This is a genomic window from Microbacterium sp. Beta, from assembly GCF_005502545.1.
In the GTDB taxonomy this organism is placed as follows: domain Bacteria; phylum Actinomycetota; class Actinomycetes; order Actinomycetales; family Microbacteriaceae; genus Microbacterium; species Microbacterium oxydans.
In genome coordinates, this window is the sequence record NZ_SCOG01000014.1 from 53737 (window position 1) to 74567 (window position 20831).

At 68.6% G+C, this 20831-nt stretch carries 19 protein-coding genes; 6 read left to right on the plus strand and 13 right to left on the minus strand.

Annotated features, from left to right (window positions below):
- Window positions 1–38: 38 nt before the first annotated feature.
- Window positions 39–437, plus strand: a complete 399-nt coding sequence (locus FFS56_RS13730) for a YccF domain-containing protein (RefSeq protein WP_046748802.1) — start codon at window positions 39–41, stop codon at window positions 435–437.
- Window positions 438–477: 40 nt separating this feature from the next.
- Window positions 478–939: a hemerythrin domain-containing protein gene (locus tag FFS56_RS13735; protein ID WP_046748801.1), complete on the plus strand. Its 462-nt coding sequence runs from the start codon at window positions 478–480 to the stop codon at window positions 937–939.
- 16 nt (window positions 940–955) lie between these two features.
- On the opposite strand, the gene FFS56_RS13740 is transcribed toward FFS56_RS13735, so the two are convergent.
- Window positions 956–1942 carry a glycerophosphodiester phosphodiesterase family protein gene (locus tag FFS56_RS13740; protein WP_127011893.1) on the minus strand — a complete coding sequence of 329 codons (987 nt, stop codon included), beginning with the start codon at window positions 1940–1942 and terminating at the stop codon, window positions 956–958.
- Window positions 1943–2032: 90 nt separating this feature from the next.
- On the opposite strand from FFS56_RS13740, the gene FFS56_RS13745 reads away from it, so the two are divergent.
- Both FFS56_RS13745 and FFS56_RS13750 read left to right on the plus strand, forming a co-directional pair.
- Window positions 2033–2953 carry a Bax inhibitor-1/YccA family protein gene (locus FFS56_RS13745; RefSeq protein ID WP_046748800.1) on the plus strand — a complete coding sequence of 307 codons (921 nt, stop codon included), beginning with the start codon at window positions 2033–2035 and terminating at the stop codon, window positions 2951–2953.
- Between the two features lie 168 nt (window positions 2954–3121).
- A complete protein-coding gene (locus FFS56_RS13750) occupies window positions 3122–3394 on the plus strand; it encodes a GlsB/YeaQ/YmgE family stress response membrane protein (protein WP_045263759.1) in 273 nt (90 codons plus the stop codon).
- 61 nt (window positions 3395–3455) lie between these two features.
- Here FFS56_RS13750 and FFS56_RS13755 read toward each other — a convergent pair whose 3' ends face one another.
- From FFS56_RS13755 to FFS56_RS13775, 5 genes are all read right to left on the minus strand, one after another.
- Window positions 3456–4751, minus strand: coding sequence for an RNA polymerase sigma factor (locus FFS56_RS13755; RefSeq protein ID WP_127011892.1), 1296 nt, complete (start codon window positions 4749–4751; stop codon window positions 3456–3458).
- 13 nt (window positions 4752–4764) lie between these two features.
- Window positions 4765–5190: a YciI family protein gene (locus FFS56_RS13760; RefSeq protein ID WP_046748798.1), complete on the minus strand. Its 426-nt coding sequence runs from the start codon at window positions 5188–5190 to the stop codon at window positions 4765–4767.
- A gap of 139 nt (window positions 5191–5329) precedes the next feature.
- On the minus strand, window positions 5330–6718 hold the full coding sequence (locus FFS56_RS13765; protein WP_127011891.1) for a glycosyltransferase: 1389 nt from the start codon (window positions 6716–6718) through the stop codon (window positions 5330–5332).
- A gap of 8 nt (window positions 6719–6726) precedes the next feature.
- Window positions 6727–8313, minus strand: a complete 1587-nt coding sequence (gene guaA / locus FFS56_RS13770; RefSeq protein ID WP_058632651.1) for a glutamine-hydrolyzing GMP synthase — start codon at window positions 8311–8313, stop codon at window positions 6727–6729.
- On the minus strand, window positions 8310–8822 hold the full coding sequence (locus tag FFS56_RS13775) for a DUF3817 domain-containing protein (protein ID WP_021198891.1): 513 nt from the start codon (window positions 8820–8822) through the stop codon (window positions 8310–8312). Before FFS56_RS13775 ends, guaA begins: the two co-directional genes overlap by 4 nt.
- A gap of 118 nt (window positions 8823–8940) precedes the next feature.
- Here FFS56_RS13775 and FFS56_RS13780 point away from each other — a divergent pair, with 118 nt between their 5' ends.
- The gene (locus tag FFS56_RS13780; protein ID WP_127011890.1) at window positions 8941–9564 is read left to right on the plus strand and encodes a glyoxalase; all 624 of its coding nucleotides are present in this window, start codon (window positions 8941–8943) and stop codon (window positions 9562–9564) included.
- 135 nt (window positions 9565–9699) lie between these two features.
- On the opposite strand, the gene FFS56_RS13785 is transcribed toward FFS56_RS13780, so the two are convergent.
- The 3 genes from FFS56_RS13785 to FFS56_RS13795 form a co-directional block, all read right to left on the minus strand.
- A complete protein-coding gene (locus tag FFS56_RS13785) occupies window positions 9700–14319 on the minus strand; it encodes an ExeM/NucH family extracellular endonuclease (protein ID WP_127011889.1) in 4620 nt (1539 codons plus the stop codon).
- A gap of 236 nt (window positions 14320–14555) precedes the next feature.
- The gene (locus FFS56_RS13790; protein WP_046749044.1) at window positions 14556–15317 is read right to left on the minus strand and encodes an SURF1 family cytochrome oxidase biogenesis protein; all 762 of its coding nucleotides are present in this window, start codon (window positions 15315–15317) and stop codon (window positions 14556–14558) included.
- Between the two features lie 59 nt (window positions 15318–15376).
- Window positions 15377–16492 (minus strand): GuaB3 family IMP dehydrogenase-related protein, encoded by a 1116-nt coding sequence (locus tag FFS56_RS13795; RefSeq protein WP_127012937.1) that lies wholly within the window; start codon window positions 16490–16492, stop codon window positions 15377–15379.
- A gap of 73 nt (window positions 16493–16565) precedes the next feature.
- On the opposite strand from FFS56_RS13795, the gene FFS56_RS13800 reads away from it, so the two are divergent.
- A complete protein-coding gene (locus FFS56_RS13800) occupies window positions 16566–17651 on the plus strand; it encodes an FAD-dependent oxidoreductase (RefSeq protein WP_127011888.1) in 1086 nt (361 codons plus the stop codon).
- Window positions 17652–17706: 55 nt separating this feature from the next.
- Here FFS56_RS13800 and FFS56_RS13805 read toward each other — a convergent pair whose 3' ends face one another.
- From FFS56_RS13805 to FFS56_RS13820, 4 genes are all read right to left on the minus strand, one after another.
- Complete coding sequence (locus FFS56_RS13805) at window positions 17707–19395, minus strand: ATP-binding cassette domain-containing protein (protein ID WP_082738594.1); 1689 nt, start codon at window positions 19393–19395, stop codon at window positions 17707–17709.
- Window positions 19396–19535: 140 nt separating this feature from the next.
- Window positions 19536–20087 (minus strand): OsmC family protein, encoded by a 552-nt coding sequence (locus tag FFS56_RS13810; protein WP_127011887.1) that lies wholly within the window; start codon window positions 20085–20087, stop codon window positions 19536–19538.
- A 102-nt stretch (window positions 20088–20189) separates the two neighbouring features.
- Window positions 20190–20552 carry a type II toxin-antitoxin system VapC family toxin gene (locus tag FFS56_RS13815; protein ID WP_046748789.1) on the minus strand — a complete coding sequence of 121 codons (363 nt, stop codon included), beginning with the start codon at window positions 20550–20552 and terminating at the stop codon, window positions 20190–20192.
- A complete protein-coding gene (locus tag FFS56_RS13820) occupies window positions 20552–20800 on the minus strand; it encodes an AbrB/MazE/SpoVT family DNA-binding domain-containing protein (protein ID WP_058633239.1) in 249 nt (82 codons plus the stop codon). The genes FFS56_RS13815 and FFS56_RS13820 overlap by 1 nt, the downstream gene beginning before the upstream one ends.
- Window positions 20801–20831 lie beyond the last annotated feature (31 nt).

Here is a 20831-nt window from a genome sequence, read left to right on the forward strand (position 1 = left end):
GCTCAGTCCCGGCGGGGCGGTGGTGACACAATCGGCTCATGCGCACGATCCTCAACATCATCTGGGTCATCCTGGCCGGATGGGCCCTGTTCCTCGGGTACGTCCTGGCCGGCATCCTGCTGTGCATCCCGATCATCACGATCCCGTGGGCGATCGCCTCGTTCCGCATCGCCGCCTACGCGATCTGGCCCTTCGGACGAGAGGTCATCAGCAAGCCGACCGCCGGGGTCGGATCGTTCCTCGGCAACGTGCTCTGGGTGATCCTCGCCGGCTGGTGGCTCGCGATCGGCCACATCGTCTCGGGCATCCTGCTGTGCATCACGATCATCGGCATCCCGATGGGCATCGCCGACTTCAAGATGGTCCCCGTCTCCCTCATGCCGCTGGGCAAGGAGATCGTCTCCACGCGGCGCGGGGCCTTCGACCGCACACTCTGAACGGGACGTCTCCTGCACTGAACCGATCTACACTGGCCCGATGGATGCCGCCCGCCTGATCGCCTGGGATCAGGAACTCCGGTCGGCGCATTCCCGTCTGCGCGCTGCCCTCGCTGCCACGCGCGACGCGCTCGGCCGGGGTGCGGACGTGCCGGATGCGACGTCGGAGCTCGTTCTCTACTGCATCGGCTTCTGCGCCGCCCTCGACGGTCACCACGGCGCCGAGGACCGGCAGCTCTTCCCTTCCCTGCGCGCCGAGCATCCCGAGCTCGGCGGAGTCATCGACAAGCTCATGCAGGATCACTCGATGCTCGCCCACCTGCTCGCCTCGCTGCGCAGTGCGGCCGAGCGCGGGGATGACGCGGCGACGATCGGCGGGCACCTCGACGGGATCGCGGCGATCATGGAATCGCACTTCCGGTTCGAGGAACGGGAGATCCTCGAACCTCTGCGCACGCTGACGCTCGACGACGACGTGAAGAGCGTGCTCGGCCCGCTCTGACGCGGTCGGAGACGATTCAGCCGCGGAAGAAGGCGACGCCGAGGTCCGGATGGTCCACGAACACCCCGTCGATGCCCTGACGGGCGAGGACGCCCCACTCCGCCTCATAGTCGCCGAACTCCCCGCGGCCGCCGGGACCTCGGAACTCCGCGGCGAGGAAGGCGTTCTCCGGTCGGCACGTCCACGTGAAGACCTGCAGTCCGCGCGCGTGCGCATCGGCGACGATCGTATTGCCACGGTCGAGCAGCATCTTCTTGCTCACGCTGATGCCGTCGACCCGACCGACCAGAGCGTCGAGCCCCTTCGGCGCGACCGTCTCCTTATAGGTCAGCGCACGCTTGCCCTCCGCCACCAGCAGGTCGTAGGGACGCCCCGACGCCTCGATCAGATAGATGTACGAGGCCGAGATCCCGCGCTCTCGCAGCTGCCCGAGCACGGTCGATTCGAAGCACTCGATCACCAGGGGCAGCTCGCCCTCGGCCCATCCGGCGTCGTGCAGCTCGAGGTCGATGAGCGGGGCGAGCTCGAGGCCGATGCTCGCGAAGTACGTGGCGTGCTTGACCTCGAGCACCACGCCGATCTCGCGTCCGTGCTCCGCCGAACCCTCACGCACGATGTCGAGCACGTCGCGCAGTCGCAGGATCTGCTGAGCGCCGTCGAAACTCGCGCTCGAGGCCCGCACCTCCGGCAGACGCTCCCGGATACGCAGGGTGGACAGCTCCGCCCAGGTGAAGTCCTCGGTGAACCAGCCGGTCAGCGCGTTTCCGTCGACGCGTTTGGTCGTCTTGCGGTCGGCGAACTCCGGATGGTCCGCCACGTCGGTCGTGCCCGAGATCTCGTTCTCGTGACGCACGATGAGCACACCGTCCTTCGTCGCCACGACGTCGGGCTCGACCGCATCCACCCCCATGGCGAGGGCGAGCTCGTAGGAGGAGCGGCTGTGCTCCGGACGATAGCCGGGCGCACCGCGGTGCCCGATGACGAGGGGGGAATTCCTGGGCACGCTCTCAGCGTAGAACACCCCGGCGGCGCCCCCTGCCGAGTATCGTGGAGGAAAGAGACCTACTACCCCCCTTTGGAGTGAGGCCCACCAATGAGCAACTTCGCTTTCAACAACCCTGCTTTCCAGCAGCAGGACCCGCGCAACGTCGCGACGTACCCGGGCGGACCTCAGGCTGCCCAGGGCGCGCAGAGCGCCTCGCTCCAGCACGGGGCGATGGACGCTGCGGCCAACGCACAGCTCGAGGGCATGTACGCGGCACCGCCCGCCGGCGCCATCGAGACCGACCGCATGTCGGTCGAGGACACCGTCTGGAAGACCGCCGGCCTGTTCGGCATCCTGCTCGTCACCGCCGCGATCGGCTGGGTGCTGACGCTCGGCGGACTCGACGTCCCCCGCTACAACCCGTACAACCCCGCTGCCGTCAACGTGCTGCCGTGGGCCATCGGAGCCCTCGGCGGCTTCGTGCTCGCCATGGTCATCACCTTCACGTCGCGCAAGAAGGTGCGCCCCGCGCTCATCTTCGCCTACGCGGCCTTCGAGGGTCTCTTCATCGGCGGCATCTCGGCGTTCTTCGAGGTGCAGTGGCCCGGCATCGTGTTCCAGGCGACGCTCGCGACGATCTCGGTCGTCGGTGTGACCCTCGCGCTCTTCGCGAGCGGCAAGATCCGCGCCTCGAAGAAGGCCACCAAGATCTTCATGATCGCGATGATCGGCTACCTGGTCTTCTCGCTCCTGAACCTCGTCCTCATGTGGACGGGCGTGAACACCAACGCGTTCGGTCTGTTCAGCCAGGAGATCTTCGGCATCCCGCTCGGCCTCATCATCGGCGTCCTCGTCGTGATCATGGCCGCGTACTCGCTGGTGCTCGACTTCGATCAGATCCAGCAGGGCGTCCGCAATGGCGCTCCCCGCAAGTACGGCTGGCTCGGCGCCTTCGGCATCATGGTCACTGTCGTGTGGCTCTACGTCGAGATCCTGCGCATCATCGCGATCGCCCGCGGCAACAACTGACGCGACCGCGTCGCCACAGTCGCAGAGGCCCGTCTCCCACGAGGGAGTCGGGCCTCTTGGCATATCCGGGGGTGCACGCGCAAGGGGTTGGCACTCGGATCCGGATTTCGGCAGGCTTGTGGACAAGAAGCCCCGGCACCCCGGGGCTCCCGATCACAGGAGCTGACCATGAGTTTTCTCGGCTTTCTTCTTCTCGGCCTCATCGCCGGTGCCATCGCCAAGCTGATCCTTCCCGGCAAGCAGGGCGGCGGCTGGTTCATCACGCTGCTTCTCGGCGTCGTGGGTGCGCTGCTCGGCGGCTGGCTCGGCAGCCTGATCCTCAACCGTCCGCTGACCGAGTTCTGGGACCTGGGTACGTGGCTCCTCGCCATCGGCGGCTCGATCATCGTCCTGCTGATCTACGGCCTGATCGCCGGCCGTGGCCAGAAGGTCAACGACTGACGATCCCCCGGATCCAGACGCCCGCCCCCTTCGGCAGCATCACGCTACCGAAGGGGGCGGGTCATTTCTGTGCGCCCTGCGCCTTGCGCTCCAGCAGTGCGCGCTCCCGATCGTTGCCGGCGAGCGCCGCCGCGGTGGCGAACTCGCTGCGGGCCTCCTCCTCGCGACCGAGTCGACGCAGCAGCTCTCCCCGAGTGGCCGGCAGCAGATGGTAGCCGCGCAGCGCCCCGGAACTCGCCAGCTCGTCGATGATGCGCAGCGCGGACGCAGGGCCGGTTGCCATCGCGACGGCCGCCGCTCGATTGAGCTCCACCACCGGTGACGGGGAGATGCGGCCCAGCGCCTCGTACAGCACGACGATCCGATCCCAGTCCGTCTCGTCGACCGACGCCGCCACACCATGACACTCCGCGATCGCCGCCTGCAGGCAGTACGTCCCCCGGCCGCGGCCGAGCGCATCGGCGGTGGCGAGAGAGGCCCGGCCCCGCGCGATACGACCCCGGTCCCAGCGCCTGCGATCCTGATCGGCCAGCAGCACGGGATCTCCATGTCTGTCCACCCGCGCGGCGAACCGGGCCGCCGTGAGCTCCATCAGGGACAGCAGACCGTGCGCCTCGGGTTCCTGCGGCATGAGAGCGGCGAGCACCCGGCCGAGGCGGATGGCCTCGTCGCTCAGCTCAGGACGCATCCATTCAGGCCCACTGCTCGCGGCGTGCGCCTCGTTGAAGATCAGATACAGCACCCCGAGGATCGCACCGATGCGCTGAGCCCGCTCCTCACGGGGCGGCACTTCGAACGGAGCGTTCGCGGCGGCGAGCGTCTTCTTCGCGCGGACGATGCGCTGCTGCACGGTCGCCGTCGGCACCAGGAACGCACGGGCGATCTCCTCACTCGACAGCCCGCCGACGACACGCAGCGTCAGAGCGACCTGAGCCTCCTTGGCGAGCACCGGGTGGCAGGAGATGAAGATCAGTCGCAGCACGTCGTCATCCACGGCATCCGGATCCCACAGCAGGTCGCCGCCCTCCGCCTGTTCCCGCTCCAGGTCATGCGCGAGCAGGGCCACCCTGTCGTCGAGTCGTTCCTGGCGACGCCACCGGTCGATGGCCTTGCGCTTCGCGACCGCCGTCAACCATGCCCCGGCGTTACGCGGAACCCCCTCGACCGGCCACTGCTGCAACGCATCGATCAACGCTTCCTGGGCGAGGTCCTCCGCGAGCCCGAAGTCACCCACCATCCGGGTGAGCGCGCCGACGATACGCGCCGACTCGATGCGCCACACCGCGGCGACGGCGCGCTCCGCCGACCCGGGATCGGGTGCCGAGCGCGCCGTCTCGCTGTGCACGGGAGGCGTCATCGCTGCTCGTCCGTCACTGCTGCGCGCGCTGCTCTGCGTCCTCGCGCCAGCCCGCTTCCTTCTGGATCCACTCGTTGTCTGCGGGGAAGTCCTCGACGCCGGTCACGCGACGCACCTCGAGGTACGACCCTCGTCCGAGAGGAGCACGGCTCGCCCACTCCGCCGCCTCTTCGCGCGTGGGGACCTCGATGATCCAGAAGCCGTTGAAGAGCTCCTTGGTCTCGCCGTAGGGGCCGTCGGTGATCAGCGGCTTCTCGGCGCTGAAGTCGACGACGAAGCCCTCGGCTGCGTCGGTCAGTCCCTCACCGGCCACGAGCACACCGGCCTTGATCATGGATTCGTTGTACTTGCCCATGGCCTCGATGACCTGCTCGAAGGGCATCTCCTTGTACGCCTCCACAGCCTCGTCGGTCGCGCGCATGATGAGCATGAACTTCATGGTGTTCTCCTTGTTCGATGGGCCGTCTCTCGACCCTCTCATCTAGGACGTCGAACGGGAACGCCGCGGATCGACATCGTTCCGGAATTCTCTCCGAGAAATTCTGTCCGAGCGACGGAGAAGCTCTGGTGTCGGGAAGTCAGGCGCGACGGGACGGGCGCGCGGCGGCTTCGGCGATCACTGCCGTGAGGGCGTCGAGCGAGCGCTGCGGGCTCCACGCGGCCGCGACCGACGGGGCTTCGGCGCTCAGAGCCGCAAGTCGATCGGGGTCTGTGAGCAGTGCGCGGATCGCCTGTCCCAGCGCCTCGACGTCACCGCTCGGCACCAGAACGCCACCGCCCTGTTCCAGGACATCCCGGATACCGTACCGGGCGTCGTAGGACACCACCGGGGCACCGTGCAGGAGCGCCTCGACGATCGACAGCGGCTGTCCCTCGAAGGCGGTCGCGGTGACGATCATCGCGGCTCGATCGAGAACGGTTCCCGGTGAATCCGTGTAGCCGGCGAGGCGCACACGATCTCCCGCATCGAGCTCCGCGATCAACGCGCGCAGCCGCTCCTCCTCCGGGCCGCCGCCCCAGATCTCCATGCGGGTGCCAGGCACGTCGGCCGCGAGGAAGGCGCGGATCGCCTGATCGACGCGTTTTCCGGGGGCGAGGCGCCCCAGCACCACCACGAGGCCCTCCTCGCGCAGGTCGTCGCTACGGTCGACCGGAGCGATGGGGTTCGGCACCAGGACGTGTCGAGCCGATGCACCGAAGCGCGACACGACGTCATCGCGCTGCGTGGCGGTCGGCCAGATCACGGCGTCGAACCGGTCGGCCAGCCGGAACCACCGCGTCCAGAGCGTGTTCATCGGGGCATCAGGCGTGTACGGCGCCTCCACGTGCATGGTGTGGATCGTGTGCAGGATGCGCACGCGCGGGTCGGACCAGTCCGCGATGAGCTCGCCGAGCTGCCTGGACTCGCAGATCACGATGATCCGTCGGTCGCCGAAGGCCGCGGTCACGTGGTCGAGCCAGGCTCGATAGAGGCCGCGGAAGCCGTGCAGCGCTCCCGTCACCTGGCCCGCGGCGTCGTAGACGAGCACGGGCTCCTCGCTCAGATGCCAGTCCGGGTTGCCCGGGATCACCGGCAGCGCCGCGAACGGTCGCCCCTCGGCATCCGTGAGCACCCGGTACTCCACATCGGGATCGGCGCTCACGGCGGGATCTGCGGCTGTCCGCAGCCAATCGGCCGCTCCCCCGTCGGAAGCCGTGGCCTCGTCGAACAGGTTCCGCATGCGCGAAGGATCGACGAGCGCACCCTGCTCCGCGAACGTCCGTCGGTGCTCGGCGTGGTCGGCCACGGTCCCCGGGTCGAACGTGAGCAGCTGCGGGCCCGCGCCGTCGGCCACACCTGCGGCGGCGAGCTGTCGGGCGCGTGTGAGCGTCGCGATCGTGTATCCGCCGTCCATGCCGGGGATGAGCCGACTGGACAGCACCAGATACTCGGCGTCGGGAAGTGCCGGCGCCGCGTCGGGGAGCATCGTGCTCCCTACTCCCACTCGATCGTCCCCGGCGGCTTCGACGTGACGTCGAGCACGACGCGGTTGACGTCGCGGACGCCGTTCGTGATGCGGTTGGAGATCTTCGACAGCACGTCGTACGGCAGGCGCGTCCAGTCGGCCGTCATGGCGTCTTCACTCGACACCGGGCGCAGCACGATCGGGTGACCGTAGGTGCGACCGTCACCCTGCACGCCCACCGAGCGCACGTCGGCGAGGAGCACGACCGGGCACTGCCAGATCTCCTGGTCGAGGCCGGCCTTGGTCAGCTCCTCGCGGGCGATGGCGTCGGCCTCACGCAGAATCTCGAGACGGTCAGCGGTGACCTCACCGATGATCCTGATGCCGAGGCCGGGCCCCGGAAACGGCTGGCGTCCGACGATCGCCTCGGGGATGCCCAGCTCGCGACCGATCGCACGCACCTCGTCCTTGAACAGGGCGCGCAGCGGCTCGATGAGCTCGAAGTCGAGGTCGTCCGGGAGACCGCCCACGTTGTGGTGCGACTTGATGTTCGCGGTGCCAGCGCCGCCGCCCGACTCGACGACGTCGGGGTAGAGCGTGCCCTGCACGAGGAACTTCACCGGAGCACCACCCGAGGCCTTGGCTTCGGCCACCAGGTCGAGCTGCACCTTCTCGAACGCGCGGATGAACTCGCGGCCGATGATCTTGCGCTTCTCCTCGGGGTCGGTCACACCCTGGAGGTGACCGAGGAACGTGTCGGCGGCATCGACCGTGATGAGGCGCACACCGGTGGATTCGACGTAGTCCTTCTCGACCTGCTCGCGCTCGCCCTTGCGGAGAAGCCCGTGGTCGACGAAGACGGCCGTGAGCTGGTCGCCGATGGCCTTGTGCACGAGAGCGGTCGAGACCGCGGAATCGACGCCACCGGAGAGCGCGGAGATGACGCGGGCGTCACCCACCTGCTCCCGGATGCGCTCGATCTGCTCGGCGATCACGTTGCCGCTGTTCCAGTCCGAGGCGAGTCCGGCACCCTTATGGAGGAAGTTCTCCAGCACACGCTGGCCATGGTCGGAGTGCTTGACCTCGGGGTGCCACTGCACACCGTAGAAACCGCGCTCGGGGTTCGCGAATGCGGCGACCTTGGTCGCTTCCGTCGTCGCGAGCACCTCGAAGCCGTCGGGGGCCTTGGCCACCTGGTCGCCGTGGCTCATCCAGACGTTCTGCTGCACCGGCTGGCCGCCGAGCAGCGTGCCGCCGTCGCCCGTGATGACGGCGTCCGTCGCGCCGTACTCGCGCAGACCGGTGTTCGCGACCTCGCCGCCCAGTGTCTGAGCCATGTACTGGAAGCCGTAGCAGATGCCGAGAGTCGGGACACCGAGATCGAAGACCGCGGGGTCGAGCTTGGGGGCACCCTCCTCGTACACCGACGACGGTCCGCCGGAGAGGATGATCGCGACCGGGTTCTTCGCGGCGATCTCCTCTGCCGTGGCGGTGTGCGGCACGATCTCGCTGTACACACCCGCCTCACGGACGCGACGGGCGATCAGCTGCGCGTACTGCGCGCCGAAGTCGACGACGAGCGCAGGACGCTGCTGGGTCTCGGACTGTTCGGTCAACGGACACCTTCCGGGGCGGGGGCGGAGGCCTCGGCGGCCTCCCTGGTGGCGAGATAGGTCTTGACTTCACGGGCGACGACCGCCTCCATGAAGAACGACAGCAGCGGCACGACGCCGCCGAGCGCGAGGAGGATGAAGCGCGGGAAGCGCCAGCGCATCAGGCTCCACATGCGGAAGCACGCGAAGAGGTACACGACATAGAACCAGCCGTGCGCCACGAGGATGAACAGCGACAGGTTGAAGCCGTCACCCAGAGACGTCATCTCGCAGGAGTTCGTCATGGGGGCGAACAGCGACCACCACTGGCAGTCGGGACCGGCGAGCACGCCGGCGAACCAGAGCGGACCTCCGGAGCCGCCCATGAAGAGCTCGAGGTGGATCGGCGTGTACTTCAGCACCATCTCGGTCAACAGCAGGAGCAGCATGACACCTGTGATGATCGACGCGATCTGGTAGAACTTCAGTGCACCGCGGATCGCCGGAAAGCTGGCGACTTTCGGTTCGGGCATGCGTCCAGTCTAGCCGCCGGGAAATCGTGACGAATCCGGCAGCGGCGTCCGGGAGAGGGCGATGCATCGGTCAGGAATCGAGAAGCGGCCGGAAGGTCACGGTCGTAGCGTCGTCGACATGAACACGACCATCGATTCCCTCACCCTCGACGCCCCGGATGTGGACGCCGCCCGCTCCTTCTACGCGGAGGCGTTCGACCTGGGCGACCGCCTGCGGTTCCGCGCCGCGGATGCCCCCTCCTCCGGCTTCCGCGGCTACACGCTGTCGCTCGTCGTCTCGCAGCCCGCGAACGTGCACGCGCTCGTCGATGCGGCCGTCGCCGCTGGGGCCACCGTGATCAAGCCCGTATCGAAGTCGCTCTGGGGCGTCGGTGGCACGATCCAGGCACCGGACGGTGCGATCTGGAAAGTCGCGACCTCGGCGAAGAAGGACACCGCTCCCCCGAGCCGCACGGTCGACGAGATCATCCTCCTGCTCGGCGCAGGCGATGTGGTCGCCTCGAAGACCTTCTACGTGGAGCGCGGCATCCCGGTCGACAAGAGCTTCGGTCGCAGCTACGTGCAGTTCGACACCGGATCCGGCTCGATCGGCCTCGGCCTGTACCGGCACGCGTCACTCGCCAAGGATGCGGGCGTTCCGGCAGAAGGCACCGGCTCGCACCGACTCACGGTCAACGGCGTGCTCGGCGCGGCCGTCGACCCCGACGGCTTCGTCTGGGCTCCCGTCGCCGTGAACGCCTGAGACGCCGCTCTCCGAGCGCCAGGGGCGTCGTTCTCCGAGAACCCGATGGGAGAGGAGACGACGAAGGCCGTCGGGATCTCTCCCGACGGCCTTCGCCTGTGTCATCCGGCTACCGGATCAGTACCACCGCTCCGGTCAGAACCACCGGGTCAGCAGCTCCCAGAGCCAGTCGAGGATCGCGCCGATGATCCCGCCTGCCCGGTTCACGGTGACCGTCGCGGTCGCCGCGTCCCCGTCCGCCTGCGATGCGGCGACGGTGTACTTGCCGGACGGAGCGCTCTTCGGCACGGTGACCGACGTGCTGAAGGTGCCGTCTGCGCCGACCTGGACGGTACCGACCTGCACCGGCTTGCCCTTCTTCGGACGCAGCTCGATGCTCACGGTCTCGCCGGGCACGTAGCCGGCGCCGGTGACCTTGAGGTTCTTGCCAGCGGTCACCTTGGACGAACCGAGCGCGATCGTCCCGGCGAACTCTTCCTCGCCGGCGATCGTGAACGGCACCTGCACGGTGGTTCCGGTTCCGGCGACATTCACGGTGAGCACCTGGTCGCCGAAGACGCCGGACGGAACCGTGAAGGTCAGGCTGGCGCGCCCGCCCTCGTCCGTGGTGTCGACGACAGCCGGGTCGACGGCGCCGGCAGCGAGCTGCGTGCCACCGAGCGACAGCGTCACCTCGCCCGGAGCCGGCTCACCGGCGCTGAACGCCAGCGAGGAGAGCGACACGGTCACCTGGTCGCCGGCGCTGTAGCCGTCGGCGTCCGCCGCGCTGACCGAGACTCCGACGGCGCGCTGGGCGTAGTCGGGGCTCGCGGTCTTGTTCGCGTCGAACCAGTCGACCATCGACTGCAGGTCGATCTTGCCGGTGTCGCGCTTGCCCGTGCCCTCCTTGAAGGTGAAGAAGTTGTCTCCACCCGCCGCGAGGAACGAGTTCGCCGCCACCGTGTAGTTCTTCGCCGGATCGAGCGGGGCACCGTCGAGCGTGATCGACGTGACCCTCGAACCCTGCGCCGCGGCGGGGTCGTAGGTGTAGACAAGACCCTTCGAGACGCCGAGCTTGAGGAACGGACGAGCCGAACCCGCCGGCTGCCACTGCTCCTCGAGAACACCCTTCAGCTGCGCACCCGTGAGCGTCAGCGTCACCAGCGTGTTGGCGAACGGCTGGACCGTCGCCGCCTCGCGGTAGGTGACATTGCCCGCCGGATCGTTCGCGCCCGCCGAGGCGTACGACAGGTTGGCACGGATGCCACCCGGGTTCATGATCGCCACATCGGCGCCCGTGGACCACTTCTGCACGTCGGCCACGAAGTTGCCGATCGTGGACTCGCCACCGCGGTTCTCCGAACCGTTGGTCTGACGCGCACGGTTGAAGTCGGCGGTGATGTCTCCGACCTTGATCGCGCCCAGCACATCGGCCTCGGCCTTCGCCTGGTCGACGATCGCCTGCACCTCGGGCACGGCCGGGTACAGCGGCTTGCCCGCGGCGGTGAGGGGCTTGATCTCGTTGGTGATCGAGATCAGGTCCTTCGTCTTCGGGTCGACCTTGATGTTCATCAGGCCCAGGTTCTCGCCGTACTGCCCCGCGGAGACCACCGGGCGGCCGTCGATCACGTGGTTGTAGGCCAGGTGGGTGTGCGCCGAGACGATCGCGTCTACGTCGCCGTCGACCCCGTAGACGATCTCGCCGAGCGGCGAGTCCGGGGTGATGCTGGAGACGGCGGTGCTGGATGCACCCTCGTGCACGAGCAGGATGACGACATCCGCCTCGCCGTTGGACTCGTCACCGTCGCGCAGGTCGTCGGCCACCGCGTTCACGGAGTCGACGATGCTGCGCACCTCGAGGTCCTTGATGCCCTCGGGCGAGACCAGCGAGTCGAGGTCTTCGGTGACCGCTCCGACGAAACCGACCCGCACCCCGTCGAGCTCCTTCACCCATGCCGGTGCGAGCGCGGGCTCGCCGGTCTCGGTGACGAACACGTTCGAGGAGATGTACTCCCAGTCCGCGCGGTCCTGCACGCGGTCGCGGAGGTCCGCCCAACCCTGATCGAACTCGTGGTTGCCCGCCGCGCTGACGTCGAGGCCGGCTGCGTTGAGCGCGTCGATCGTGGGGTTGTCGTCGTTGATGAACGAGGTGAACGTGGATGCGCCGATCAGGTCGCCGGCACCGGCGAAGATCGTGTTCGGATTCGCCTCACGGAACTGCTTGACCGCACCGGCCAGCACCGCTGCACCCGCTGCGGCACCGTCGGCCTCGATGCGACCGTGGAAGTCGTTCACCGTGACGACGTCGATGCTCACCGGCGGGATCTCCGAGGAGACGCCGACGATGATCGGGTCGTGGTCGCTGGAACGGTAGGGCGTGCCCTGCTCGGTCGCGCCGAAGGCATAGCCACGGTCGCTCCACTCGGGCGAGTTGATGCCCCACACGCCGGCGCCGGTGATCGACGAGGCGAGCGACGGAGACGCGATCACGTGGTCGAGCGATCCGAGCTCGCCGTCGAACGAATACGTGTACTGACCAGATGCCTTGTCGGCGACGAGGTCGCTCCACCCGTTCGAGGTGAACACGTCGATCGGGTCTTCCTTGCCGTAGGCGTTGAAGTCGCCGATCAGCAGCATGTCGCCGCTGCCTGTCGTCTCTTCCAGCTGAGCGGTGAAGGCGAGGATCGCGTTCGCCTGCTTCACCCGGTCGGCGTTGAAGAAGCCCTGACCGTCGGCCGGCTCCGCACCTGCCCCCTCGGGCGGCGACTTCGACTTCAGGTGGTTCGCCACCACCGTGACCACGCGTCCGTCGATGTCGAACGCCTGAGCGATCGGTTCGCGGGCGTTGCCCCACACGGACTCATCGGTGACGGTGACGCTGTCGCCGACCCGCTTGACGGCGTCCTTCTTGTAGATGATCGCGTTGGTGATGAAGTCGGTCGTCGCCGCGTCGTTCAGGGCGGCGGGCGTGGGCACGTAGCCCCACACGTCACTCCCGGCGTCGGCGTTGAGTCCGGCGACCAGATCCTTCAGGGCCGTGTCGATCGGCTTGCCCAGCTTCACCGAGTTCTCGATCTCCATCAACGACACGATGTCCGCGTCCAGTCCGTTGATCGCCGCGACGATCTTCGACTTCTGGATTGCGAACTGGGCCGCGTTCGCGGCCCCGCGGGCGCTGGAGTTCTCGCTCTTCAGCGTCGTGAAGTAGTTGTAGACGTTGAACGACGCGACCTGCACGTCGCCGCCGACCTCCGGAGCCTGTGCGGGGCGCGGGTTCGTCGCCGTGAATCCGACCTTGAGGTCGGCGGACGAGGAGTCGTCGATCGGGACGACCGGCTGCAGGCGCCAGTCGTTGAAGCCCCACTGCAGCACGTAGCCGTTGTCGCCGAAGTCGACGGTGTCGCCGTTGCGGACCACCGTGTCCTTCGTGAAGTACGGCTGCTGTCCCGGGTGACCGCTGTTGGTGACCTGGATCGACCAGCCGTCATCCAGCAGGATGCGGTTCGCGCGGTTCGCTGCGGCGATCGCGGCGGCCTGATCACCGGGTCGCGTGGTCTCGGTGCTCTTCACCGCGAGCGCGTCGCCGGCGTTGAGCCAGAGCGCTCCGAAGTTGAACAGCTGGTGGCTCGAAGCCAGGCGATAGGTGCCTTCCGGGGCCACGTACATGTTCTCGTACTGCTCACGGTCGGTGCCCTGCACCGTGGCGGGCAGCGGGGTGACGGCGGGAACTCCGACGCCGGCGGTGACGACCGAGACGTCGGCGGCTGCCGCCGGGTTGATCTGCGTCTGACCGAAGTACTCGCTCACCGAACCCGTCACCGAGACGAGGTCGCCGATCGCGAGGGTCGGGGTCAGCGCGTTCAAGAAGACGAACACACCGTCGGACGCACCGGGAGTCGCATCGGTCGTGCCGCCGGACCCCTGTGTCTGGATCACGATGCCCTTGTAACCGCCGGTGCGGTAGTCGGCCGTGACGACACCCTCGACCTGCACCGTCTGGCCGTTCAGCGGCGAGACGTCGGTGGTGCCCTGAACCTCGGCGATCGTCGCCTTCTTCGGATCGGTGCCGGGGCCGGGGCCGGGGTCGACGCCGCCCGAGTTCTGCGGCGTGATGGCGGTGGAGAGCGTGAAGTCGGCACTGTTGACGTCGGTGTCGACACCGCCGGTGCGGTTGAGCGACTTGACGTCGGTGTTGCCGGCGGGTGCGGTCGCCGCCGCACCCTCGAACGTGTTGGACGTGCCGTAGCCGAGCAGGTCGACGACGCCGTCGACGCCCACGACCGAGCCGGGAGTGAGACTCACCGCCGCCGTACCCTCGACGAGCGCGAGCGTGCCGTTGGTGCCGCTCGGGGTCAGAGCGCTGACGGTATCAGGGGTCGGAAGCTCCGCACCGTTCGCGCCGTTGCTGTTGCCCTGCACCAGGTAGTAACCGCCGGCGGGGATCACACCGGTGAGCGGAGCGACGCCGTTGAAGGCGGCCGACCCGGTGGCGGACCGGTACTGCAGCGACATCCCGTCGAGCGTGACCGGAGCCGAGGTGGGGTTGTAGAGCTCGACGAACTTGTTCTTGAAGGCCGCGCCCGCGCTGCCGCCGGAGAGGTAGGCCTCGTTGATCACCACCCCCGTGCCCGTGGTGTCGGCTATGGCGGGAACCGCGGCCAGCGAGCCGAGGCTCAATGCGGCGACGCAGGTCACGGCGAGAGCGCCGATGCGCCCCCGACTTCTACGGTGCGAGACGGGAGCCACGCGGTTCTCGTCATCTGGAGCGGACATCATCGGTGCTGTCTCCTCGGTCGGGTTCGACACTTCTCAGGGCTGTCACGGCACACAGGGGAAACTCCCAGCGTGCTCACATGGTGCGAGCATACGGAGCGGTCCGGACATCCTCAACGGAGTTTTCCGATTCGTCATCGAGCGCTCACCGGATGGCCGGAAGCACCCCTGACGAAGGTCACTACCGACGCACGCGAGCACGCAATTGCGCACCGCGGGGCGCGCGGATGCGCGTCCGATCAGACGACTGCGCCTTCTCCGGCCCGGTCTTCGAACTCCTCGACCTCGCGCTCCCAGGCATCCTTCGCCAGTCGGTACCAGAGGTAGAACGCGAAACCGGCGAAGATGGCCCACTCGACGGCATAGAACACGTTGAGCCAGTTGACGGGAGAAAGCTCATCGGGCGCGGGGGACGAGATGTCGACCAGCCCGGCCGTCGCGGTCGTCGAGGCGAGGTACGGACGGTAGACGTCGAGCTCCTCGATGTCGTGCCAGCGGCTGAGGAGCGCGGCGGGCGACATGCGGTCCAGTCGCTGCGGGTCGGCGTGCGGAGGCACCCTGGGGCCCTCGTCCGAGATGATGCGCCCGGTGATCTCGACCTCGGAGCCGTCAGCCGCAGCCTCGAGCTCTTCGACAGCCGCCTCGGCCGACTCGGGATCCGGTGCCCAGCCGACCGCGACGGCGATCGAGGTCCGGTCGGCCACCCGCAGCTGGCCGGTGACCCAATACCCCTCGACATCGTCGTTGAAACGGCTCGCCACGACGATGAAGTCGCCGGGAACCCAGGTGCCCGCGGTCTGGACCCGCTGGCCCACGAGCGGTTCCGGCAGATACTCCCCCGGCTGGAGCACATCCTCGAGCTGCTGCACCTGCTCGGTGGCGCCAGGGGCCGGCGGATCGGTCTCGATCGCACGTTCCAGCTGCCACTGACCGAGCCAGGCGAACACCCCGGCCACCAGGAGGCAGAGCAGGAGCATGCCGATCCAGCGTCCCCTGAGCATGACCTCGCGGAGAGTCGGGGGGAAGAGTGCAGGAGTGGTCACGGTGACGCGCAGGACCCTCAGGCCTCGTAGGGCGCCAGCACGACCTCGACCCGCTGGAACTCCTTGAGGTCGGAGTACCCGGTGGTCGCCATCGACTTGCGCAGCGCGCCGATGAGGTTGGCGGTGCCGTCGGCGACGGGCGCCGGTCCGTACAGGATCTCCTCGAGCGTGCCGATGCCACCCACCTCGACGCGGTGCCCGCGCGGGAGCTTCGGGTGATGCGCTTCAGGTCCCCAGTGGAACCCGCGTCCCGGCGCATCGGTCGCACGAGCGAGCGCGACGCCGAGCATGACGGCGTCTGCGCCCATCGCGAGAGCCTTGACGATGTCGCCGGACGTGCCGACGCCACCGTCGGCGATCACGTGCACGTAGCGCCCACCGGACTCGTCGAGGTAGTCTCGGCGCGCAGCGGCGACGTCGGAGACCGCTGTCGCCATCGGGGCGTGGATGCCGAGGGTGGCCCGCGTCGTCGAGGCCGCTCCCCCGCCGAAGCCGACGAGCACGCCCGCAGCCCCCGTGCGCATCAGGTGGAGGGCTGCCGTGTAGGTCGCAGCTCCTCCCACGATGACCGGCACATCGAGGTCGTAGATGAACTTCTTGAGGTTCAGGGGCTCGGCAACGCTCGACACGTGCTCGGCAGAGACCGTGGTCCCCCGGATCACGAACAGGTCGACACCTGCGGCGGCGACGGTGTCGTAGAACTCCTGCGTGCGCTGCGGCGTGAGGGAGCCGGCCACGGTGACGCCGGCCTCGCGGACCTCGGCGAGGCGACGGGTGATGAGCTCGGGCTTGATCGGCTCCGAGTAGAGCTCCTGCATGCGGACCGTCGCCTTGGCCTCGTCGAGACCTGCGATCTCCGCCAGCAGCGGCTCGGGGTTCTCGTAGCGTGTCCAGAGCCCCTCGAGGTCGAGCACTCCGAGGCCGCCGAGCTGGCCGAGCATGATCGCCGTCTGAGGGCTCACGACCGAGTCCATCGGCGCACCCAGCACCGGGATCTCGAACCCGAAGGCGTCGATCGTCCAGGCGGTCGACACGTCCTCCGGGTTGCGCGTGCGCCGCGAGGGCACCACCGCGATGTCATCGAACGTGTACGCGCGACGTGCACGCTTTCCTCGGCCGAGCTCGATCTCCATGGTCACCCCTCCAGCCTACCCGGCAGGCGGAGCCGCCCGTGCTGGGAGACTGGAGGCGAGATCGGGAGGCACCATGAGGATCGAGCATGTCGACGTGGTCGTGGTGGGCGGCGGGGTCATGGGGTTGGCGACGGCCTGGGCCCTCGTGCGTCGAGGACTCAGACCGGTCGTGCTGGAGAGATTCGCCCGCGGTCACCGTGAGGGCGCATCGCACGGTGCGACCCGCAACTTCAACAACGCCTACGACGAGGAGCATTACCTCGACCTGCTCGTGCGCGCCCGTCAAGGGTGGGACGCCCTCGGGTCCGTCGGCGGCGAGTCTCTCCTTCGTCTGCACGGCCTCGTGACCCACGGCGACATCGACATCGCCGCCGTGCGGTCGGGCCTGGAGGGCCGCGGCATCCCGAGTGCCGTCCTCTCGCCCGCCGAGGCGGGTGCCCGGTGGCCGGGAATGCGCTTCGGCGGCGACGTGCTGTGGTCGTCCGACGCCGGGGTCGTGCGCGCCGCCGAGGCACTGCGGGAGCTGGAGCGTCGCGTCGTCATCGGCGGCGGAGAAGTGCGCTGGAGCACCCCGATCGAGCGCATCGAGGAGGACTCGGACGGCGTGGGGGTCACCGTCGCCGAGGACATCCACCTGCGTGCCGAGACCGTCGTGGTGACGGCGGGAGCCTGGACGCGGACTCTGCTTCCGCACTTCGGCCTGCCGCGCCTCACCGTGACCGAGGAGACGCCGGCACACTTCCGGCCGCTCACGGACGCGCCGTGGCCCTCGTTCAACCACTACCTGCAGCCGGGGATCTACCCCGCGACCGTGTACGGCATGCCGACGCCAGGAGAGGGAGTGAAAGTCGGGTTCCACCGTGTCGGCGACGAGGTCGATCCCGATGCCCGCCCGCACCTGCCGACGCATCAGCGTGCGCTCTCGGACTACGTGCGGGAGTGGATGCCCGGCCTCGACCCGGCGGGGCCGGAACCGATCAGCTGCACGTACACCTCGACCGGCGACGGCGCCTTCGTGCTCGATCGCCTCGGCCGGATCGTGGTGGGCGCCGGGTTCTCCGGCCACGGCTTCAAGTTCGCTCCCGGCGTCGGCGGGGTCCTCGCCGACCTCGCGATCGACCCCGCCGCGCGCGCTGCCGCACCCTTCCGACTGCCCTGAGCGACCCGACTGTCCTGAGCGACACAGCAGCACGGCCCGTGTCCGCGAACGAACGTCAGCGCGAGCGCGCCACCCGCTTCTCGTCCCACACGGGCTCGTCGGACTCGTAGACCTCGCCGTCCGACCCGAACACCAGGAACCGGTCGAACGAACGGGCGAACCAGCGGTCGTGCGTGACCGCCAGTACCGTTCCCTCGAAGCGCGCGAGGGCCTGCTCCAGCGCCTCGGCCGATTCCAGGTCGAGGTTGTCGGTCGGCTCGTCGAGCAGCAGCAGCGTCGCCCCGGAGAGCTCCAGAAGGAGCACCTGGAACCGCGCCTGCTGTCCTCCCGACAGCGAGTCGAAGCTCTGCTGCGCCTGACGCACGAGACCGTAGCGGTCGAGTGCCGAACTCGCGGCGTCGCGTGGCATACCCGCACGGCGATCGTCCCCCCGATGCAAGATCTCTAGCAGCGTGCGGCCGACGAACTCGGGGTGCGCGTGCGTCTGCGCGAACAGGCCCGGCACCACCCTCGCTCCGAGCACGGCCGAGCCGGTGTGTTCGACAGCACTGAGCTGCTCACCCGTCGACGTGACGTGACCGAGCGTGGCGTCGGGGTCGGATCCACCGCGAGCGAGCAGGCGCAGGAAGTGCGACTTGCCCGACCCGTTCGACCCGAGCACGGCCACCCGGTCGCCGTACCAGACCTCCGCGTCGAAGGGCCGCATGAGACCCGTCAGCTCCAGGCGCTGCGCGACCACCGCCCGTTTGCCCGTGCGCGCGCCGCGCAGGCGCATGTCGAAGTCCTGGGCCGGCGGACGCTCCTCCGGGGGACCCGCTTCCTCGAACTTGCGCAGGCGTGTCTGCGCCGCCTGGTAGCGCGAGGCGAAGCCGTCGTTCGCCGAGGCCTTGACCTTGAGGTTGGCCACCAGGGTCCGCAGCTTCTCGTGCTGCTCGTCCCACCGTCTGCGCAGCTCGTCGAGCCGGTCCATCCGGTCGGTGCGAGCCTGATGGTAGGTGCCGAAGCCGCCGCCGTGCACCCAGGCCGTGGCCCCGGCGCCTCCGGGTTCGAGCGTGATGAGGCGGTCGGCCGCTCGAGCGAGCAGCTCACGGTCGTGCGACACGAGCAGCACGGTCTTGGGCGTCTGGCGCAGCTGATCCTCGAGCCAGCGCTTCGTCGGCACGTCGAGATAGTTGTCCGGCTCGTCGAGCAGCAGCACCTCGTCGGGTCCGCGCAACAGGGCCTCGAGCGCCAGGCGCTTCTGCTCGCCGCCGGAGAGCGTGGTGAGCTCGCGGTATCTTGCGCGCTCGAACGGGACGCCGAGCGCGGCGACCGTGCACTGGTCCCAGATCGTCTCGTGCTCGTATCCGCCGGCGTCCGCGTACTCGGCGATCGCCGATGCATAGGCCATCTGCGTATCGTGCTCGTCGCGTTCGATCAGCGCGTTCTCCGCGGTCTCGAGCGCCTCCGCAGCGACGCGGATACGTGTGGGAGCGACACGCACCAACAGCTGGTGCACGGTCTCGCCCGCTTCGCCGTGGCCGACGAACTGGTCCATGACGCCGAGTCCGCCGTCGATCGTCACGACGCCGTCATCAGCCGTCTGATCGCCGCGGATGATGCGCAGCATCGTCGTCTTGCCGGCGCCGTTCGGGCCGATCAGAGCGCTCGTCGAGCCCGCGCCGACCCGGAAGCTCGCCTCGTCGAGAAGCGGTCTGCCGTCTGGAAGCGTCAGGGAGACGCTGGATACATCGATGAAGCCCACGGTGCGTGGCCGTCCTTCCGCCCCGCACATGCCGAGCCGACCAGGATATCAGCAGGAGCGGTCACGGACCCAACGGGCCAGGTCACGGACGGAACGGGCCAGGTCGCAGACGACACCGGGCCGAAGACGCTGCGGACCGCTCAGATGAGAGCGCTCGACGTCGGTACGGGAGCGGCGAAGAGGTCGAGCACCGGGCAATGCGCATCGACGACGGCGCGCAGGTTCTCATACTCCTCCACGCTGTTCGGACCGGTGATGTCGACAGCCACGCGCACATCGTGGAATCCGGCGCGCCCCGACTCGTCGATGCCGAAGAGCTTGCGCACGTCGAGGTCGCCCTCGGCCGTGATCTCGATCGCGTCGATCGTGAGGCCGAGGGCCTGGGCGTAGAGCCGGTACACGACCACCTGGCACGAGACGAGCGCACCCAGCGCGTACTCGACCGGACTGGCCGCGACGTCGTCCCCGGCGAGCGCACCCGGCTCGTCGACGAGGAAGCGGTGCGCGCCGGCCCGGATCTCGGTCGCGACCGAGCCGATTCCGCGTCCGCTGACGCGGTACGTCAATCGCGCGTTCGCTTCGTCCGCGGCGATCCGCTCGTTCCACGCCGATCCCGCGTCGGTGAGTCGCTGCGCGCGCTCGGCCGGGGTGACATCCGCGACACCGGCGAGCTGGTCCTGGAGAAGAGTCATGGCCCGACGGTAGCGATCGTCCGGTTCCCCGCGCCCGCCGCCCGTCATCGGGCTTCACACCGCGAAACGCAGCGTCACGACGCCGAGACCACGCCGGTGGTGTCAGCGCCGCAGCTGCTCGATGCGCTCGGACTCTTCCCACGCCCGGTCCGCCGTGAGAACAGGAAGATCGAGCCGTCGCGCAAGTGCGAGACACAGGCGGTCCGCCAGCGACAGCCCGCTTCCGCGCCTCCACGATTCCGCGGCGGCTTCCGCGTCGCGCCGGGACACCGGCTCGACCTTCAGCCGGTAGCTGAGCAACAAGCCGGAGGCGATGCCCCAGTCCGCTCCGGACGCGCGCACCTTCTGCGCGACCTCCGACCAGTTCGCGGCTCCGATCACGGAGTCGTCGAGGATCTCCTCGACGCGATCGGCGCCAGGCTCGCCCTGCAGGAACGCGAGGAGAGCTGACGCGTCGACCACCATCACGCCGCTGCATCCTCGGAGTCCGCGGACCTCCGGCGCTCCGCGAGCAGCGACTCGAGCGCGCGCTTCCCCTCCAGCTGCGACCTGACGAGGGCCTTGGCCTGCTCCCTGGTGAGCAGGATCACGCCTCCCGACGTCTCGATCATGAGCAACGGCACGCCCTGGTCCCAATGCTGACGGTCGCGGAGTTCGGCAGGGACCACGAGGCGACCACGATCACCCATCGGTGCAACGAATGTGGTATCCATCCTTCGACGATACCACCGCCCCTCACGGCGG

What these genes read in the sequence shown, in the direction of transcription:
- FFS56_RS13755 (WP_127011892.1), bottom strand. Translation starts at nt 4,751, where the DNA reads ATGACGCCTCCCGTGCACAGCGAGACGGCGCGCTCGGCACCCGATCCC.
- FFS56_RS13730 (WP_046748802.1), top strand. Translation starts at nt 39, where the DNA reads ATGCGCACGATCCTCAACATCATCTGGGTCATCCTGGCCGGATGGGCC.
- FFS56_RS13820 (WP_058633239.1), bottom strand. Translation starts at nt 20,800, where the DNA reads ATGGATACCACATTCGTTGCACCGATGGGTGATCGTGGTCGCCTCGTG.
- FFS56_RS13765 (WP_127011891.1), bottom strand. Translation starts at nt 6,718, where the DNA reads ATGCTCCCCGACGCGGCGCCGGCACTTCCCGACGCCGAGTATCTGGTG.
- FFS56_RS13760 (WP_046748798.1), bottom strand. Translation starts at nt 5,190, where the DNA reads ATGAAGTTCATGCTCATCATGCGCGCGACCGACGAGGCTGTGGAGGCG.
- FFS56_RS13735 (WP_046748801.1), top strand. Translation starts at nt 478, where the DNA reads ATGGATGCCGCCCGCCTGATCGCCTGGGATCAGGAACTCCGGTCGGCG.
- FFS56_RS13785 (WP_127011889.1), bottom strand. Translation starts at nt 14,319, where the DNA reads ATGATGTCCGCTCCAGATGACGAGAACCGCGTGGCTCCCGTCTCGCAC.
- FFS56_RS13775 (WP_021198891.1), bottom strand. Translation starts at nt 8,822, where the DNA reads ATGCCCGAACCGAAAGTCGCCAGCTTTCCGGCGATCCGCGGTGCACTG.
- FFS56_RS13750 (WP_045263759.1), top strand. Translation starts at nt 3,122, where the DNA reads ATGAGTTTTCTCGGCTTTCTTCTTCTCGGCCTCATCGCCGGTGCCATC.
- FFS56_RS13795 (WP_127012937.1), bottom strand. Translation starts at nt 16,492, where the DNA reads ATGGAGATCGAGCTCGGCCGAGGAAAGCGTGCACGTCGCGCGTACACG.
- FFS56_RS13745 (WP_046748800.1), top strand. Translation starts at nt 2,033, where the DNA reads ATGAGCAACTTCGCTTTCAACAACCCTGCTTTCCAGCAGCAGGACCCG.
- FFS56_RS13810 (WP_127011887.1), bottom strand. Translation starts at nt 20,087, where the DNA reads ATGACTCTTCTCCAGGACCAGCTCGCCGGTGTCGCGGATGTCACCCCG.
- FFS56_RS13815 (WP_046748789.1), bottom strand. Translation starts at nt 20,552, where the DNA reads ATGGTGGTCGACGCGTCAGCTCTCCTCGCGTTCCTGCAGGGCGAGCCT.
- FFS56_RS13790 (WP_046749044.1), bottom strand. Translation starts at nt 15,317, where the DNA reads ATGCTCAGGGGACGCTGGATCGGCATGCTCCTGCTCTGCCTCCTGGTG.
- FFS56_RS13780 (WP_127011890.1), top strand. Translation starts at nt 8,941, where the DNA reads ATGAACACGACCATCGATTCCCTCACCCTCGACGCCCCGGATGTGGAC.
- FFS56_RS13800 (WP_127011888.1), top strand. Translation starts at nt 16,566, where the DNA reads ATGAGGATCGAGCATGTCGACGTGGTCGTGGTGGGCGGCGGGGTCATG.